12 protein-coding genes and 1 pseudogene are annotated in these 14,531 nt (G+C 57.7%); 5 read left to right on the top strand and 8 right to left on the bottom strand.

All coding sequences use genetic code 11. From position 1 onward, the window contains the following. Positions 1-287: 287 nt before the first annotated feature. The 3 genes from sat to ACVWXF_RS12940 all read right to left on the bottom strand — a co-directional run bounded on the left by sat (position 288) and on the right by ACVWXF_RS12940 (position 2,935). A complete protein-coding gene (gene sat / locus ACVWXF_RS12950; RefSeq protein ID WP_414382635.1) occupies positions 288-1,478 on the bottom strand; it encodes a sulfate adenylyltransferase in 1,191 nt (396 codons plus the stop codon). A gap of 165 nt (positions 1,479-1,643) precedes the next feature. After that, complete coding sequence (locus tag ACVWXF_RS12945) at positions 1,644-2,012, bottom strand: hypothetical protein (protein WP_414329683.1); 369 nt, start codon at positions 2,010-2,012, stop codon at positions 1,644-1,646. 140 nt (positions 2,013-2,152) lie between these two features. Further along, complete coding sequence (locus ACVWXF_RS12940) at positions 2,153-2,935, bottom strand: ParA family protein (RefSeq protein ID WP_457474592.1); 783 nt, start codon at positions 2,933-2,935, stop codon at positions 2,153-2,155. Between the two features lie 124 nt (positions 2,936-3,059). Between ACVWXF_RS12940 and ACVWXF_RS12935 the strand changes: the two genes are divergently transcribed. The 5 genes from ACVWXF_RS12935 to ACVWXF_RS12915 all read left to right on the top strand — a co-directional run bounded on the left by ACVWXF_RS12935 (position 3,060) and on the right by ACVWXF_RS12915 (position 8,610). Beyond that, positions 3,060-4,346: a glucose-1-phosphate adenylyltransferase gene (locus tag ACVWXF_RS12935; RefSeq protein WP_457474591.1), complete on the top strand. Its 1,287-nt coding sequence runs from the start codon at positions 3,060-3,062 to the stop codon at positions 4,344-4,346. A gap of 135 nt (positions 4,347-4,481) precedes the next feature. Then, the gene (locus ACVWXF_RS12930; RefSeq protein WP_457474590.1) at positions 4,482-6,254 is read left to right on the top strand and encodes an ABC1 kinase family protein; all 1,773 of its coding nucleotides are present in this window, start codon (positions 4,482-4,484) and stop codon (positions 6,252-6,254) included. Positions 6,255-6,302: 48 nt separating this feature from the next. Beyond that, entirely contained in the window at positions 6,303-6,671 is a 369-nt protein-coding gene (locus tag ACVWXF_RS12925) for a hypothetical protein (protein WP_457474589.1), read from the top strand. A gap of 170 nt (positions 6,672-6,841) precedes the next feature. Then, positions 6,842-7,171 (top strand): YggT family protein, encoded by a 330-nt coding sequence (locus ACVWXF_RS12920; RefSeq protein ID WP_011432695.1) that lies wholly within the window; start codon positions 6,842-6,844, stop codon positions 7,169-7,171. Positions 7,172-7,245: 74 nt separating this feature from the next. Further along, a complete protein-coding gene (locus ACVWXF_RS12915; RefSeq protein WP_457474594.1) occupies positions 7,246-8,610 on the top strand; it encodes a cytosine deaminase in 1,365 nt (454 codons plus the stop codon). Between the two features lie 422 nt (positions 8,611-9,032). Here the strand turns inward: ACVWXF_RS12915 and ACVWXF_RS12910 are convergent, their stop codons facing one another. The 5 genes and pseudogenes from ACVWXF_RS12910 to ACVWXF_RS12890 form a co-directional block, all read right to left on the bottom strand. After that, positions 9,033-12,395 (bottom strand): Swt1 family HEPN domain-containing protein, encoded by a 3,363-nt coding sequence (locus tag ACVWXF_RS12910; RefSeq protein WP_457466995.1) that lies wholly within the window; start codon positions 12,393-12,395, stop codon positions 9,033-9,035. Between the two features lie 38 nt (positions 12,396-12,433). Then, positions 12,434-13,006, bottom strand: coding sequence for a Uma2 family endonuclease (locus ACVWXF_RS12905; RefSeq protein ID WP_457474588.1), 573 nt, complete (start codon positions 13,004-13,006; stop codon positions 12,434-12,436). A 39-nt stretch (positions 13,007-13,045) separates the two neighbouring features. Continuing rightward, positions 13,046-13,618: a Uma2 family endonuclease gene (locus tag ACVWXF_RS12900; protein ID WP_457474593.1), complete on the bottom strand. Its 573-nt coding sequence runs from the start codon at positions 13,616-13,618 to the stop codon at positions 13,046-13,048. Positions 13,619-13,665: 47 nt separating this feature from the next. Then, on the bottom strand, positions 13,666-14,313 hold the full coding sequence (locus tag ACVWXF_RS12895) for a Uma2 family endonuclease (RefSeq protein ID WP_414329080.1): 648 nt from the start codon (positions 14,311-14,313) through the stop codon (positions 13,666-13,668). A gap of 51 nt (positions 14,314-14,364) precedes the next feature. Continuing rightward, positions 14,365-14,531: pseudogene (locus ACVWXF_RS12890) on the bottom strand (RNA-guided endonuclease TnpB family protein); the annotation flags it as partial.

The raw sequence follows: 14,531 nt of genomic DNA, 5'->3' as shown, positions 1-14,531 counted from the left end.
AAGGCTTGGCCAAAAGCCTCCAAAGTCGCGTCCAATTTGGCGGCTTGCGACTGGGACGCCTTGAGCTTACAGGAGACGGTCAGGACTTGGCTCATGAGTTCATTGTACTTCATCAAAGCGCATTCCTCCCGGCACTGACCCTACGGGTACAGTGCGGGGCTCCTGCGATTTCTAGCTGATACTCGACTGGAATCTGGTTCAAGTTCAACTTTCAATACAACTTTCAATACAGAGGGTCTGGTCTGTCCCAGGCCCTTTTTGACTGCCACTTAGGGAGATTCCCAGGGTTAACCCCGCTCTCGCATGGCTTCGGCCAGCAGCCGGGCCACTTCTGGTCGAGAAAACTCCGGCGGGGGCACTTCACCGCGGCGCAGCATTTCCCGCACCTTGGTACCTGAGAGGTGAATGCGCTGGTGAGGCTGGCTGGGGCTGGTCTTGGCCGTGGCCATGGTGCCGGTGACGGTGCAATAGAAAGCATGTTCAAACTTCAAGGGAATGATGCCCAGCTCCCCCGGCTGGAACTCATCGAAAATGTGTTGGGCATCGTAGGTACCGTAGTAGTTCCCCACCCCGGCGTGATCCCGCCCCACAATGAAATGGGTACAGCCATAGTTTTTGCGAATGAGAGCATGGAAAATAGCCTCGCGGGGGCCGGCGTAGCGCATCGACGCAGGGTTGATGGCCAAGATCACCCGCTCCTTGGGGTAGTACTTTTCGATCAACACCTCGTAGCAGCGCATACGCACATCGGCGGGAATGTCGTCGCTTTTGGTAGCCCCCACCAGCGGGTGCAAAAATAGCCCGTCCACAATCTCCAAGGCACATTTTTGGATGTATTCATGGGCGCGGTGGATGGGGTTGCGGGTTTGGAAGCCTACAATGGTTCTCCAGCCTCTTTCCCGAAACAGTTGCCGCGATTGGGCCGGGTCAATCTGGTAGGCCGGAAAAAGAGGGTGGGGATCCCGCTGCAGGAGGGTGACGGGGCCGGCCAAATAGACGGATCCCTGCTCGTAGAGCACCTTTACCCCTGGATGTTGCTCATCGGTGGTGCGATAAACTTGCCGGGCTTCGCGGGTTTTGTCGTAGGTGAATTTCTCCGTCAGCTCCAGTAGGCCCAGGATCTTGCCCTCGGCACTGGCCAAGGCAATCATTTGCCCCTCTTTCAGACCCGCTGCCACTTCCGAGGAGACCGGCAGGGTGACCGGCAGCGACCAAGCCAAGCCATTGGCCAGGTGCATCGTTTCCAGGACGGCCTGGTAGTCTTCCCGCCCCATAAACCCCGTTAGCGGGCTGAAGCCCCCGATAGCGATCATCTCCAGATCCGATTGGGCCCGCTCGTCGAGATAAAGAATGGGGCAATGTTCGGCTTTGGAACGCAGCTCCTGCGCCTGCTCAGGCGGGGCAATGCGGTTGATCAGGGTGCCCCCGTGGGGCGGAATGGCATCACCAGCAGGGAGAGTCGATGGAGATTGGCTCATGAGAAGGGCACTGAGAACAAAGGTTATCCAATCCAATATCCAACTATCGGATCCCGGATCTCCAGGAAGCAGGGAAAAAAGCACAGGTCGGGCTGAAAACAGGAGGGAGCAGAACAGGTGGAGACCCCATCCAAATCACGCCCTTAGGGATCCCTTCCATCCCGGTCAATCCAGCAGATAGGGAGGCATGCTTTCATCGGTGGCCGATACGTTGTCGAAGATGGGCCGATTCATAATCTTCTTTTGCGCGTGCAGAGGCGAGGATTGGGGTTTGGGCTGAATGATGGGGGCTTGCTCTTTGGGTTTCCGTAACTCCTGGATGGTTTTGGCCCGCTCGTCCGCAACCGCTTGCAACTGCGCCAGCGCCTTTTGCAATTCGTCCCGATGGGCAGTAACCTGCTGCAATTGAGCTTGCAGGGTAGAGACTTTGTTTTGGTAGTCTTGCAAGAGTTGTTGAGCTTCGGCCAGTTGGCTTTTGAGGGCTGCAATTTCCGGCAATTCTGGGGTTGGTTCTGGGGGAGACTGAGAAGACATCGTTGTCGGCTCCTCGCCTGTGGGAGTAGACTCTGCGGAGGTGGGCTCTGAACTGGTTTTAGCACCGGCCTTGCGCCGAATTCCGCCGGAGCGGCGGGAAGTTTCCCCCGACGAAGGAAAGAGGCTACGGTCAGATCCGGTCACAAGAGCACCTCGCGTTCAACAAACTGCAGCAGCCGCTGACACACCGCCGATCCAGGCCGATAGTCCATCACCGTCAAGCCGTAGTCAAAAGCGATGCGCAAATCGCTGCTATCTGGAATAGTAACGGGTGAAAGCACATCCGCAAAAATCTGTTGCGCTTGCACATACAATTGCCCGGTGTGGGATCCCGACCAAATGCCCCCCGGCAGATAGCGGTCATCCAGCATTGTCAAAATGGCGCGGGCTTGGCTTAGCTGGCCTTTCAGGGCCTCAATGTAGCGCAAGGTTACTTCCGTGCAGGAGAAATCGGCGCGGTTGAGCCGTGTCGGGATCAACACCCGCTGGGCCACCCGCAGGGCATTGGCGGTGAGGGCATTCAGTTCTCCCGGCGTATCGAGAAAGATGAAGTCGTAGTCCTGCAGCAAGGGATCCAGTTGGCGCTGCAATAGATTCTGCCCCGTCTCTCCGGCAGCAGCCAGTTGGGCCGCCACTTCCGCCATGGTGCTGTGGGAGGGCGCCACATCCACTCCCTTGTCCGTGCAGTAGATCACCTCTTCCAGAGGACGTTGGTGTTGCGGGTGTAAGCTGGCCCAAACCGTTTCCGGTGCCGGCAAGGATCCGGCCTCTTCCAAGTAGAGACTGCTGGCAGTGGCCTGGGACGTGAGATCGATGAGCAGAACTCGGTATCCCCGCTGGGCCGTCAACTGAGCCGCGTGGACGCAGAGGGTGGACTTGCCGGTGCCCCCTTTGTTGTTGGTAAAGGCCAGAATGCGCGCCATCAGCTCCCCCCGTTTTGCCAACTTGTTCCCCTTTCCGAGCAGCCCGGCCAGATCCGACAGGACAGTCGTTGAGGTGGCCCCGCAGCAGTCTATGCTATTGGGTGTAGCCTGGTGGAGGACAACCATGCGCGATGTACTGGCGATCATCTTGGGAGGTGGGCGTGGCACCCGACTTTATCCCCTGACCAAGCGCCGCGCTAAACCTGCTGTGCCCCTGGCCGGCAAATACCGCCTCATCGACATCCCGGTCAGCAACTGCATCAACTCCGACATCGAAAAAATCTACGTCCTCACCCAGTTCAACTCTGCCTCTCTGAACCGCCACATCGTCAACACCTACCGCTTGTCTCCCTTTACAGGCGGCTTTGTGGACGTTTTGGCGGCCCAACAAACCCCTGACAATCCCGATTGGTTCCAAGGCACCGCCGATGCTGTCCGCCAATACCTCTGGCTGATGGACTCCTGGAAGCCGCGGGACTTCCTCATCCTATCTGGGGATCACCTCTACCGCATGGACTACCGCCCCTTCATCCACCATCACCGGCAGGTGGGAGCCGATGTGACCCTGGCGGTGCTCCCCTGTGAAGAAAAAGTGGCCTCAGGTTTTGGCTTGCTCAAGCTTGGCGAGAACGGTTGCATCGTCGATTTCAAGGAAAAGCCAACAGGAGATCTGCTGAAAGCCTGTCAGGTGGACACCCAAGCCCTCGGCCTCAGCCCGGAAGAAGCCAAAGCCAAGCCCTACATCGCCTCCATGGGCATCTATGTATTCAAGCGAGAAGCTCTGATCGAGATGCTCAAAGTCAAGGAGCACACCGACTTTGGCAAAGAGGTGCTGCCGGCAGCCATCGGCAAGTACCATCTGCAAGCCTACCTCTTCAAGGGTTACTGGGAAGACATCGGCACCATCGAGGCTTTTTACCGGGCCAACCTGGCACTGGTGCAGCAGCCCAACCCGCCCTTCAGCTTCTTCGACAGCGAAATGCCCATCTACACCCGCCCGCGCTTTTTGCCCCCCAACAAAATCCTCGACTCCCAGATTGTCAACTCTATGATCGCCGATGGTTGCATCATCAAAAACGCCCAAATTCGCAACTCCATCATCGGCATTCGCAGCCGCTTGGAGGCCAACACCATCATCGAAAACACCCTGGTGATGGGAGCCGATTACTACGAGTCGGCAGAAGAGCGACGGGCCAGGCTAGAGGAAGGGATCCCACCGGTGGGCATCGGGGCCAACTCTCACATTGTCAACGCCATCGTGGATAAGAATGCCCGCATTGGGCGCAATGTCCGCATCCTCAACAAGGATCACGTCACCGAAGCGCAGCGGGAAGAGGAAGGGATCTGGATCAGCAACGGCATCGTCACCATCATCAAAGACTCGGTGATCCCGGACAACACCATCATTTGAGGGGGAAACAGGCCGGCCCTGGCCGAGAAGGGGGCAGGATGGGGCTGACAGGCCCTTGCGCAGAAACGGCGAGGCTTTTTCTGTTAAGATGGATACCAAGAGCTTCAAAACAAAAGACTGTGAGATCGCTGGAGTGTGTTTAGTAGAACCTCGCCCATTGCCGCTTTGGAAGTTTACGATCCGCAATTGATCTGCCGCTATTACCGCTGGCGCCTGCCCCAAGTGATCGGTCGGGCGCTGGCCATTCTCTGGCCTTTCTTGTGGTTTGTCCTCTGTTTGCGCTGGGATCAACTGTGGGGACACACTGATCGCAATGTGGGACGGCGCTCAGTGCAGTTGCGAAAGCTGCTCACCGACCTGGGGCCAACGTTCATCAAGGTGGGTCAGGCCCTCTCCACCCGCCCCGATCTGGTGCGCAAAGACTACCTAGAAGAACTCACCCAACTGCAAGATCAACTGCCGCCATTTCCTTCCGAGCAAGCATTTGCCCGCATCGAATCCGAGTTGGGCCGTCCGATTGCCGAGATCTTTGCCCAGATCTCTCCAGAGCCGGTGGCTGCTGCCAGTTTGGGCCAGGTTTACAAAGCGCAGTTGCACAGCGGCGAATGGGTGGCGGTGAAGGTGCAGCGACCCCATCTGCGAGAGCAGTTGAGCCTGGATCTGTACCTGATTCGCTGGGCCTCGACATGGCTGGGCCCCTGGCTGCCCTTGAACCTGGGCAGTACTTTGACGGCGGTGGTGGATGAGTTTGGCCGCAAGCTTTTTGAAGAGATCGACTACCTGCACGAAGGGCGAAACTGCGAGCGCTTCGCCGAATACTTCCGCGACGATCCGGATGTGTACGTGCCGCGCATCTTCTGGGCTTACAGCACCCGCCGGGTTCTGACCCTGGAGTGGATCGACGGCATCAAGCTGACGGATGTGGAGCGCATTCGAGCAGCCAACCTGGAGGTGAAACAATTGGTGCGTATCGGGGTGGTTGCTGCCCTCAAGCAATTGCTGGAATACGGCTTTTTCCACGCGGATCCCCACCCCGGTAACCTCTTTGCCCTCACCGATGGCCGTATGGCCTACATCGATTTCGGCATGATGGATCAGCTCACCGAGGAAATGAAGGAGTACTTGGTGGATGCTCTGGTTCACCTGGTGGATCACGACTACAACGCCCTGATCGATGACTTTATTCATCTGGGCTTTTTGCAGCCGGATGTCGGCCGCCAAGAGCTGATCCCCGCCTTGGAAAAGGTGCTGGCAGACGTGCTGACCCAAGAGGTGGTCAACTTTAACTTCAAAACGGCCACAGATCAGTTCTCCGACTTGATGTACCGCTACCCCTTTCAGGTGCCCTCCCACTTTGCTCTGGTGATCCGCTCTTTGGTGACCCAAGAGGGAGTAGCCCTCAGCCTCTATCCCCAGTTCCGCATCGTCGGTGTGGCCTATCCCTATGTGGCCAAGCGCCTGCTGACGGACGAATCGCCGCGTATTCGCCAACGGCTGCTGCAAGTGTTGATCAAAGACGGCAAGTTCCGCTGGAACCGCCTGGAGAACCTGATTCAAATTGCCCGCAGCGATGGGGGATTGGATTGGTTACCCACCGCCCAAACGGGTTTGCGCTACCTGATGTCGGAAGAGGCCCGCGATCTGCGTCGCCAGTTGGTGCTTTCCCTCACAGAAGATGATCGCCTTCACTTTGAGGAGCTGCAGCGTTTGTGGCAGTTGCTCAGCCCTGAACTTTCCCCGGCCTACCTCTGGCAGGCAACGCTGAGATCCCTACCCTCGACCGGCGATCTGCAACACACGCTTGCCGAGTTGAGGGATCAGGTGCAAGCCCATCTGGAACATCTCAGCCGCTGGCGGCTACCTCAACCTTGGTCGGATTTGCTGGCAGGAGTGGGACAGGAAAGGTAGAACGGAAGAAGATGACTCAAGTTTATTGTTATTGAGCTGGACAAAAGCGTGGCAGATCAGAAAGGTGACTTCATTGCGGGTGTAGTGACCGGCGCCGTGTTGGGAGGGATCATCGGCGGGGTGATCGGGTTTGTGCTTGCCCCTCGACTCAGCAAGGGATCCGCCGAAGGCCAACGCCGGGATCCGGATCGTCTCAACGGCACCTCGGTAGCCCCTGAACGACCGCGCCTCAGTGCTTCGGGTGAGTCGGCCATGTCCAGCGACTGGAGGAAGTGGGAAAATGAGGCAGAACGCATTGCTCAAGCCCGCCGCACTCTAGAGGCCAAGATTGCCGAGTTAAACGAGGCGATTCAGGCCATGCGCACGCAATTGCTCGTCAAGGAAACCTCTTCCAGGGCTGTTGAGGAAAAGCCTTGAGCAGGGGACCCCTGTCCATGCCAAACTAGAGGCGGCAGCGGCTTTCCTCTCTAGGTTCTGCCATCCTCTCTCGGCTGAGTTGCGATCCTGGGCCAGGTCTGCCTCTGGCGAAGGTGCTTCAGCTTAATGGATGTTGAGTTGATCGAGTTGTTTCCCTACTTTTCCCAACCATGATGCTCAGTCACTTGTTGTCTCCTCTCGCTTGGGTGGACGGCCTCTCCCTGGGGTTGGTCTACGGCACTGCCGCGTCTTTGCTGTTCCGCTCCCTTTACCAGTTCATCGTCATTTACAATGCTTTGCTCATCGTGCGGATTTTGCTGAGCTGGTTCCCGCAACTGAACTGGTCTAACCCCATCCTGTCGGTGCTCAGTCAACTCACCGATCCCTATCTCAACCTGTTCCGCGGCATCATTCCCCCCATTGGTGGCTTGGACTTTTCCCCCTGGTTGGCCTTCATTTTGCTCAGCTTTGCCATGCAGGTGGTGGGCCAGTTTGCCTAGCTGCTGTAGCACTGGATTCCTCCTGAGGGGCTCGGATCCCCTTAAGATTGGGAGTCACTTTTTCGTTGCCCGCCATGCAGATCCCCGGCGTTGCCCACTACTGGCTGCTGAATGCTCAGGTTCCCCTGTCGGTACTGAAGGAGGCGGTGCCAGGAGCTGTTCCCAACCGCGATAACCTGGTGTTGCTGGATCTGGAAATCGAAGGGGGGCAGATCCGCCAAATCCGGCTGGCAACAGGGATCCCGCCCCAGGGGATCCCCAGCGTGGATCTAAGGCGGGGCCAAGTGTGGCCGTGTTTTGTGGACATCCATACCCACCTGGACAAGGGACATGTGTGGCCGCGCACCCCCAATCCCGATGGTACCTTTGCCGGGGCGAGGCAGGCCGGCCAGGAAGATTGGGTGAAGATGAAGCAAGCCTATGACGGGGATCCAGAGCAGTTTCGGGAGGATCTCTACCGTCGCTTCAGCTTTGGTTTGCGCTGCAGCTATGCCCATGGATCCCAGGCAGTGCGCACCCATCTGGTCTGCGAGAACCCTCAAGTTATGGGGGCCAGCTGGGAGGTGTTTGTTCAGTTGCGCCGAGAGTGGGCGGGCAAGCTGGAACTCCAGGCGGTCACGCTTCTGAGCTTGGATACCTTTCTCACCCCTGCAGGGGAAAAGCTGGCGGACAAGGTGGCGGAAGTGGGCGGGATCCTGGGTGGGGTGGCGGCGATGGGGCCGGAACTGGATCGGCAATTGGATCGGGTGTTTGCCCTGGCCAAGGAGCGGGGCTTGGCTCTGGACTTTCATACGGATGAGACGGATGATCCGGGATCCCTCACGTTGAGACACGTGGCAGCGGCAGCCCTGCGCCATGAGTTTTCGGGACAGGTGGTGTGTGGCCATTGCTGTAGCCTGGCCGTGCAACCGCCGGAGGTGGCCCACAAGACTATGGCCTTGGTCAGAGAGGCGGGAATTGCCGTGGTCAGCCTGCCCATGTGTAACCTATATTTGCAAGCCCGTAACCCCGGCCATACCCCCCGCTGGCGAGGGGTGACGCTGCTGCACGAGCTGAAAGCCTTGGGCGTGCCGGTGATGATAGCCAGCGATAACTGTCGGGATCCCTTTTATGGCTTTGGGGATCACGATGGCTTGGAGGTGTTCCGGGAGGCCACCCGCATTTTGCACCTGGATACCCCCTATGGGGATTGGCCACAGGCGATTACCACCACCCCTGCCCGCATCATGGGCTTGACCGAGCGAGGGCCAATTGGGGTGGGTTTGCCGGCAGATCTGGTGCTGTTCAAGGGACGTGGCTTTGATGAGCTGCTTTCCCGTCCCCAGCATGACCGGGTGGTGTTGCGTCAGGGGCAGGCCATCGACACGACTCTGCCGGACTACAGCGAACTGGACGACTTGATGGAGAAGGTGGGGACAGCGCTCAGCTCCGAGAAGTAGAGCGGGGTCACAGTCGTTTCAAGTTAGATTAAGACACTTCCCAATTGCTCCTCTCTCCCTTTGCCTGGAGGTGGTGGTTGTGGCAGCGGCGCGGAACGCTGGGGCGGCACCGTGGAGCATGCCTCTAACCCCCAAAACCCTGAACTTTGCTGAATTTACTGAGCTTTAGGCGGTTTGGCAAAAGTCATTGAGAGGGATATAGTAGACCAAGTTTCCCCCTGATCCTTGAGTCCACCGCAACGGTTGCCGGGAAGTGAAGGGGGAAAGCGCTCGGGGGGTATTCCTCAGGGCTTTGCGGGATACCGCCTTCCTGCTCAGAGATAGGCAGGATGCGATCGCTTCTTTCCTGAACCATGTTCAGGAGAGTTCAGCGTGAATGTATCAGCTAGTGCACAATGCTAAGGAAAAAGTTTCATTCCCGCTTAAAAATGACTATGCGGATTGTCCTCGAACTCCAGGGTGCAGAACTTTAAGGTTCGGCAGTTTTCCGCTACCGTGCGCCTCACGCTCTCCGGTAAGCCTTCCGGTATTTCCGCGTCGATTTCCAGGGTAATTTTGACAGTGGCTCCTGGCAGATTGGTCAGGTGCCGGATGACCTCGTCGGCAAGGGTTGCAACATCTCTGTTGACCCGCAGGGGATCCATTTCCACCCTGCCGTAAAATCGCCTCGGCAACGCCGGCTGGGAAACTTGATTTCCTTGATTCGTAACTGGGGAATCCTCCTCGCCGGGGCCAGGAAGAGGCGGAGTGCTGTCTGGGAAGATGCAGGGCGCCTTTGGGGAAGGAACTTGAAGGGCTTCCAATTGACGGCGGGCAACCTCTGGCTTGACCAGCAGGCTGTTGGAACCGATGCTGGGCTTGACTATGGCTGCCACTTGCAAGCCGAGGTATTTGCCTTTGGACTCATCGAAGGCCTCTGCGTAGGCAAAGCTATCCTCCCAAGCAGTTGAGGCTACCCCGTCTTCTACAGCTCTTAGAAGAACGGATGGGTCTTTCAAGCGGGGTAGGTAGAGGTACTGGGCCAGGCATTCCCACAGTCGTTTGAGATCGATGTGATCAGCCTCGCGCCAGAGGAATCTATCCAGCGTATCCAGGCGGAGGGTGATGGCAGAGTAAGCGGTAACCAGATCCCCCTCGTGGACAGCTTTGCGGCTGGCTTGCAAAATGGGGGAATCTTGCCCCTGCAGTCGGCATTCTTTCCACTCTAGACTGCCTTGGGGATCAGGCTGGGCTGGGATCAGCAGCCATTGATAGGTTTCCCGCAGAGCAGCCTCAACAGCAGCCTCGGATTGGTGCAGCTTGGTATCGGCTTGGGCGGTTTGGAAGGCATCTAGGTTGAGGAGATCTTTGTCTTCCAGGATCCCTTTCCAAGCTAGGTATTGGGCGGTATTGCGTTCTAGGCTTTCCAGGCGGGTTTTGTCGGGCGCCAAAAACAGCAGCATGTTCCTGTAGTAGCGGGGGCCGCTGCCGCGACGCTGGAGGGCCTGCTCAGCCCAGACTCGCCCAGGGCTATCCTGGCTACCCCGGCTATGGGAATACTGAGGATGCAGGATCACCAGCCGCACGCCTAAAGTGGGATCGTCGGGAATATCGGCAGTGGAGTCGGGGGCAACGTGAACGGCGCTGAACTCACCGCGATTTCTGTCGGCTTTGAGGCGCCGGATGATCTCTTGGCAGAGGGTGTGGGGCTCGTCCCTCAACAGTTGCTCGGCTCGCTCCTGAGCAGTGCGGTTGACGTTGGGCTGGGTGGAAATCCAGTAGCGACTGCCATCTCCGTATAGGTAAGTTGCCTGGTCGGATAGCCGCCGCAGGGCATCGCCGAAGGTGATGGGGTGTTCTCCCGGTTGCACGCAGCCCAGCTTGATGCGGCGCTCCTCAATGCCGCGGTTGGCGGCCCGCAGGGTGGGGGCGGATCCCATGTAGATGGTGCGGGCAACCCGGCGACAGGCGGAATACCGGCCCAGGTTGGGGTGATCTCGGTCGAGAGTCAGGGGCAGGGAAGTGGGGCCATCCACGTCTTTGTCGATTACCGGCAGCCAGTTGTCGTCTAGGTAGCGGGTCAGCTCTGCTTGTACCTGTTGATCGTCCATGGGGATGTGGGCGGGCAGGATCATCAGGCTGCGGTCATTTCGCTCCCAGAGGGTGTGGATGACCCTGGCCATCAGCCGTAGCACACCGCGGGTGCGTTGAAACTTGTCGAGAGTAGACCAGTCGGAGTAAAGGCGGTCAAACAGCTCTGGGTGAATGGGATAAGCAGCCTTGAGGCGGCGTTCGTAGTCACTTTCTTTGCACTCGCTGGGAAATTCCTGGCTTTGGCTGCGATAGAGATCCATGAACGCTTTCACCACGGCATCCCGCTGCACAAATAGCTCGGGATTGGTGAGGGGCTGAAACAGGCGGCGGCGGACAATTTCAAAGCTTTCTTCAGCGCTCGCGGGCCGCCAAGGGGATTCCACCCGGCCAATGGCATTTCTCAGGCGAACCAGAGCTTCTTTGCCCCGCTCCCCGCCAATTTCGATATCCGAAGAAGGAAGGCTCACCACCAGCAGTGTATCTTTTGCGTTCTTGGCCGATTCGCTCAGGGTTTGGGCAAAGGTAAACTGGGTGTCGAAACTGCCGCCGGCTAGGTCAGGGCTGTCGTGGAGTTGGCGAGCATAGGCCACCCACTCATCGATTAGGATCAGGCAAGGGGCATAGCGGTTGAACAAGACTTTAAGCGCATCGCCGGGGTTGGTGGAAGTTGCGTCGGCCTGCTGCACCCGCGCATAGCCTTCGGCACCTCCCAGTTGCCAGGCCAACTCCCCCCAAAGGGTGCGGATCAGGGGGCGGTTTTGCTGGGCGTGCTCAGGCTTGTAGGAGGGAATGCCGCTGGGCTGGAGCTTGTTCCCCACCAGGACGGCTATCCTGACGTTTTGAGGTGGTCTCTGCAGGCCGACGGCTTGGAGAAGAGACTCTGTGCCGGGTAGGGGGCCCTCACCCCTAGCCCCTCTTCCAAAGAGGTGGTAGAGGGCAAGCATGGCGTGGGTTTTGCCGCCGCCAAAGTTGGTCTGCAACTCTATCACGGGATCCCCCCCTTGGCCGCTGAGGCGCTTCAGGGCATTGGTGAGCAGTTGTTGCAATCCCTCGGTAAGGTAGGTGCGGCGGTAGAACTCGACGGGATCCCGGTACTCATCCGAACCTTCGCCCAGGTAGACTTCCCAAAGATCGGCGGCAAATTCGGCTTGTTGGAAGCGACCTGAAGCCACATCGGGGTGGGGAGTGGCAACCTCGCGCCAGGGCTTGAGGCCAGCCTGGGGCTGACCTTCTGTAGGGGATCCCATAGCGCGACGGCTTTCCCGCTTGGCCTGTTCTTCGAAGCGCAGTCGCAGTAGCTCTTGTTTTTGTTTTTCAACTTCGGCAGCTTGGGGGGCAGCAATGGCGCTCAGCAGTCGGGCAACGCTATCGAGGGCGCGATAGGCATCGTCAAAACCAAAAGTGCAGGTGTGGGCCCAGGTGTTGCGGGTATTGCGCAGCTCGCTGACTAGGGTGCGCTCCGCTTGTCCCAGAGTTTGCCTGAAGACGGTGTTCCACTGCTCCCACATGAGAGTCAGCAGCGCCAAAACATCTTCCTCCAGGATCTGCTCAGGACTTTTGAATTTGGGAGAGCGCTCGGGCAGGTTGTCGGCGACAACTGTCAGCCACTTCTCTCCATGGAAGGCTTGCATCTCCCGCACGACAAAAGGATAAAGCCCCTGCCGCAGAAGGTTGAGGGCGCGTCCAACTCGTTCGTGGTTGCTGATAGCCATAAGTGATTGAATGAAATTGAAGTTAGGGGGTGGGTCGATTATTTCCAGATTAAAGTGAGATCCACAACAAAGCCAGGGAGAACCGGATCCCCAGACAAGCTAGTAGGCCGCTCCAAAACTTGCACCAGCTGACCTGGGCGGTAGACGTAAACCCGCTGGCTTTCTGGATCGATCAGCCAGCCCAGTTGGGATCCGTTGTCTAGGTACTCCTGCAGCTTGGCCTGAAGGATAGCCAGCTCGTCAGTGGGGGACTTCAGTTCCAGCACAAAGTCGGGGCAAAGAGGAGCAAAGCGACGACGCTGCTCCGGGGTAAGCTGCTGCCAGCGCTCTTTGGCAATCCAAGCGGCATCGGGAGAGCGGATGGCCCCATTGGGCAGGGCAAAGCCCGCGGAAGAGTCAAAGACAAAACCTAAGTTCTTGCCTCGATTCCACTGCCACAGTTGGCCCAGCAGGTCGGCGTTGCGGAATCCACTTTCGCTGCCTGCAGGGGCCATGGCGATCAGTTCTCCTTGGGCGGTGCGTTCCAGGCGCAGCTCAGGATTCTGCCGACAAAGCTGCTCGAAAACTTCATCGGTTAAATTCACAGCCGGCTGCAGGTTGAGGGCAATCATGAGCTCATCCTGGTGGGCAGTTTTAGAGCGTGGGGAGCACTATTCCCAGATTAAGGTGAGATCCACCACAAAGCCAGGGAGAACGGGATCCCCAGACAAGCTGGTAGGTCGCTCCAAAACTTGCACCGGCTGACCTGTGCGATAGACATAGACCTTCCCGCTTTCCGGGTCAATTAACCAGCCCAGTTGGGATCCGTTGTCCAGGTACTCCTGCAGCTTGGCCTGAAGGATAGCCAGCTCGTCAGTAGGAGACTTTAGTTCCAGCACAAAGTCAGGGCAAAGAGGAGCAAAGCGACGGCGCTGCTCTGGGGTAAGCTGCTGCCAGCGCTCTTTGGCAATCCAAGCGGCATCGGGAGAGCGGATGGCCCCATTCGGCAGGGCAAAACCTGCAGAGGAGTCAAAGGCTACACCAAGCTGGGTTTGCCGGTTCCACTGCCAGAGCTGGGCGCTGAGGCTCAAGTTTTGACGGCTGCTTTCGCTGCCTGCAGGAGCCATGGCGATCAGTTCTCCTTGGGCGGTGCGTTCCAGGCGCAGCTCAGGATTTTGCCGGCAAAGCTGTTCGAAAACTTCATCGGTTAAATTCAAAGCCGGTTGCAGGTTGAGGGCAAGCATCATCTTCTTTGGGCAAAACTCTCAGAGTACGTGGCCTATGGCTCGTATTAATTCCCTAAGATGGAGCGTATTTTTTGGCGAAGGGCACGAAGGGCTGGACTTCTACCCAGATCTCGACTTTGGGCCAAGACTTCTGGCACCCACTCTAAAATCGGTAGCTGAGGAAAGGTTGGGCTGGTGGCAGAAGCCTGATATTGGCCGGATTGCAGGATGTAGATGGTTAGCTGGTTGCCTTGATAAACCCAAAGTTCGGGCACTCCTAGGCGGGTGTAAGCCTCAATCTGGGTTTTGGAAGTAACATCCACTTCGATGGCCAGATCCGGAGGCGGGTCAACAGATAGATCCAGCCGATCTTTGCCAATCACGGCCTGGTGATTTTGGATATAGAAGCATTCATCAGGTTCGATCCCGTAGTTCATTGCTTGCTGTTTGAAGGTAGCTGACCCAAAACATTCGCAGTCAACTTCCAGTTCCTCTAGCAAGATTTTGACAATGTCTCCAATGATGGATTTTTCTCGCTCATGCTTGGGTGAGGGCATTCTGATTTCCAATATCCCATCGCTGTAGGCAATGCGGCTGGCTCGCTTTTCGCCCAGCTCATCTAGGATGGCTTCAAAGTCTAACCAATTCAGATTGTGAATCAGCAGGCGCTGGCCGGGTGGGATGGTGAGTTGTCGAAGCTGGAGGGTGACCATCGTCTGGTTGGGTGTAAGGATAGAAATCTGTAAACTACCCGGCTGCGACCGCTAAGCGGTACGGAGCGGGCTTTCAGTAGCCCTGAGCCTGCTCTGCCCTACCAGAGAACAAAACAGGCCCGGACCTCTAGGCTGGTTTACGACAGCCCCCAAGAGCGCAATCACATTCGCACCATTCAAATCCGCATCCCCTTCCCATCCACAATGCCCACACTTGA

The organism is Thermostichus sp. MS-CIW-40, assembly GCF_054058315.1.
The sequence above is the reverse complement of the archived record's forward strand: the minus strand, read 5'-3'. Positions and strand labels throughout refer to the sequence as shown.

What these genes read in the sequence shown, in the direction of transcription:
- ACVWXF_RS12920 (WP_011432695.1), top strand. Translation starts at nt 6,842, where the DNA reads ATGATGCTCAGTCACTTGTTGTCTCCTCTCGCTTGGGTGGACGGCCTC.
- ACVWXF_RS12915 (WP_457474594.1), top strand. Translation starts at nt 7,246, where the DNA reads ATGCAGATCCCCGGCGTTGCCCACTACTGGCTGCTGAATGCTCAGGTT.
- ACVWXF_RS12910 (WP_457466995.1), bottom strand. Translation starts at nt 12,395, where the DNA reads ATGGCTATCAGCAACCACGAACGAGTTGGACGCGCCCTCAACCTTCTG.
- ACVWXF_RS12900 (WP_457474593.1), bottom strand. Translation starts at nt 13,618, where the DNA reads ATGCTTGCCCTCAACCTGCAACCGGCTTTGAATTTAACCGATGAAGTT.
- sat (WP_414382635.1), bottom strand. Translation starts at nt 1,478, where the DNA reads ATGAGCCAATCTCCATCGACTCTCCCTGCTGGTGATGCCATTCCGCCC.
- ACVWXF_RS12940 (WP_457474592.1), bottom strand. Translation starts at nt 2,935, where the DNA reads ATGGCGCGCATTCTGGCCTTTACCAACAACAAAGGGGGCACCGGCAAG.
- ACVWXF_RS12945 (WP_414329683.1), bottom strand. Translation starts at nt 2,012, where the DNA reads ATGTCTTCTCAGTCTCCCCCAGAACCAACCCCAGAATTGCCGGAAATT.
- ACVWXF_RS12895 (WP_414329080.1), bottom strand. Translation starts at nt 14,313, where the DNA reads ATGGTCACCCTCCAGCTTCGACAACTCACCATCCCACCCGGCCAGCGC.
- ACVWXF_RS12935 (WP_457474591.1), top strand. Translation starts at nt 3,060, where the DNA reads ATGCGCGATGTACTGGCGATCATCTTGGGAGGTGGGCGTGGCACCCGA.
- ACVWXF_RS12905 (WP_457474588.1), bottom strand. Translation starts at nt 13,006, where the DNA reads ATGATTGCCCTCAACCTGCAGCCGGCTGTGAATTTAACCGATGAAGTT.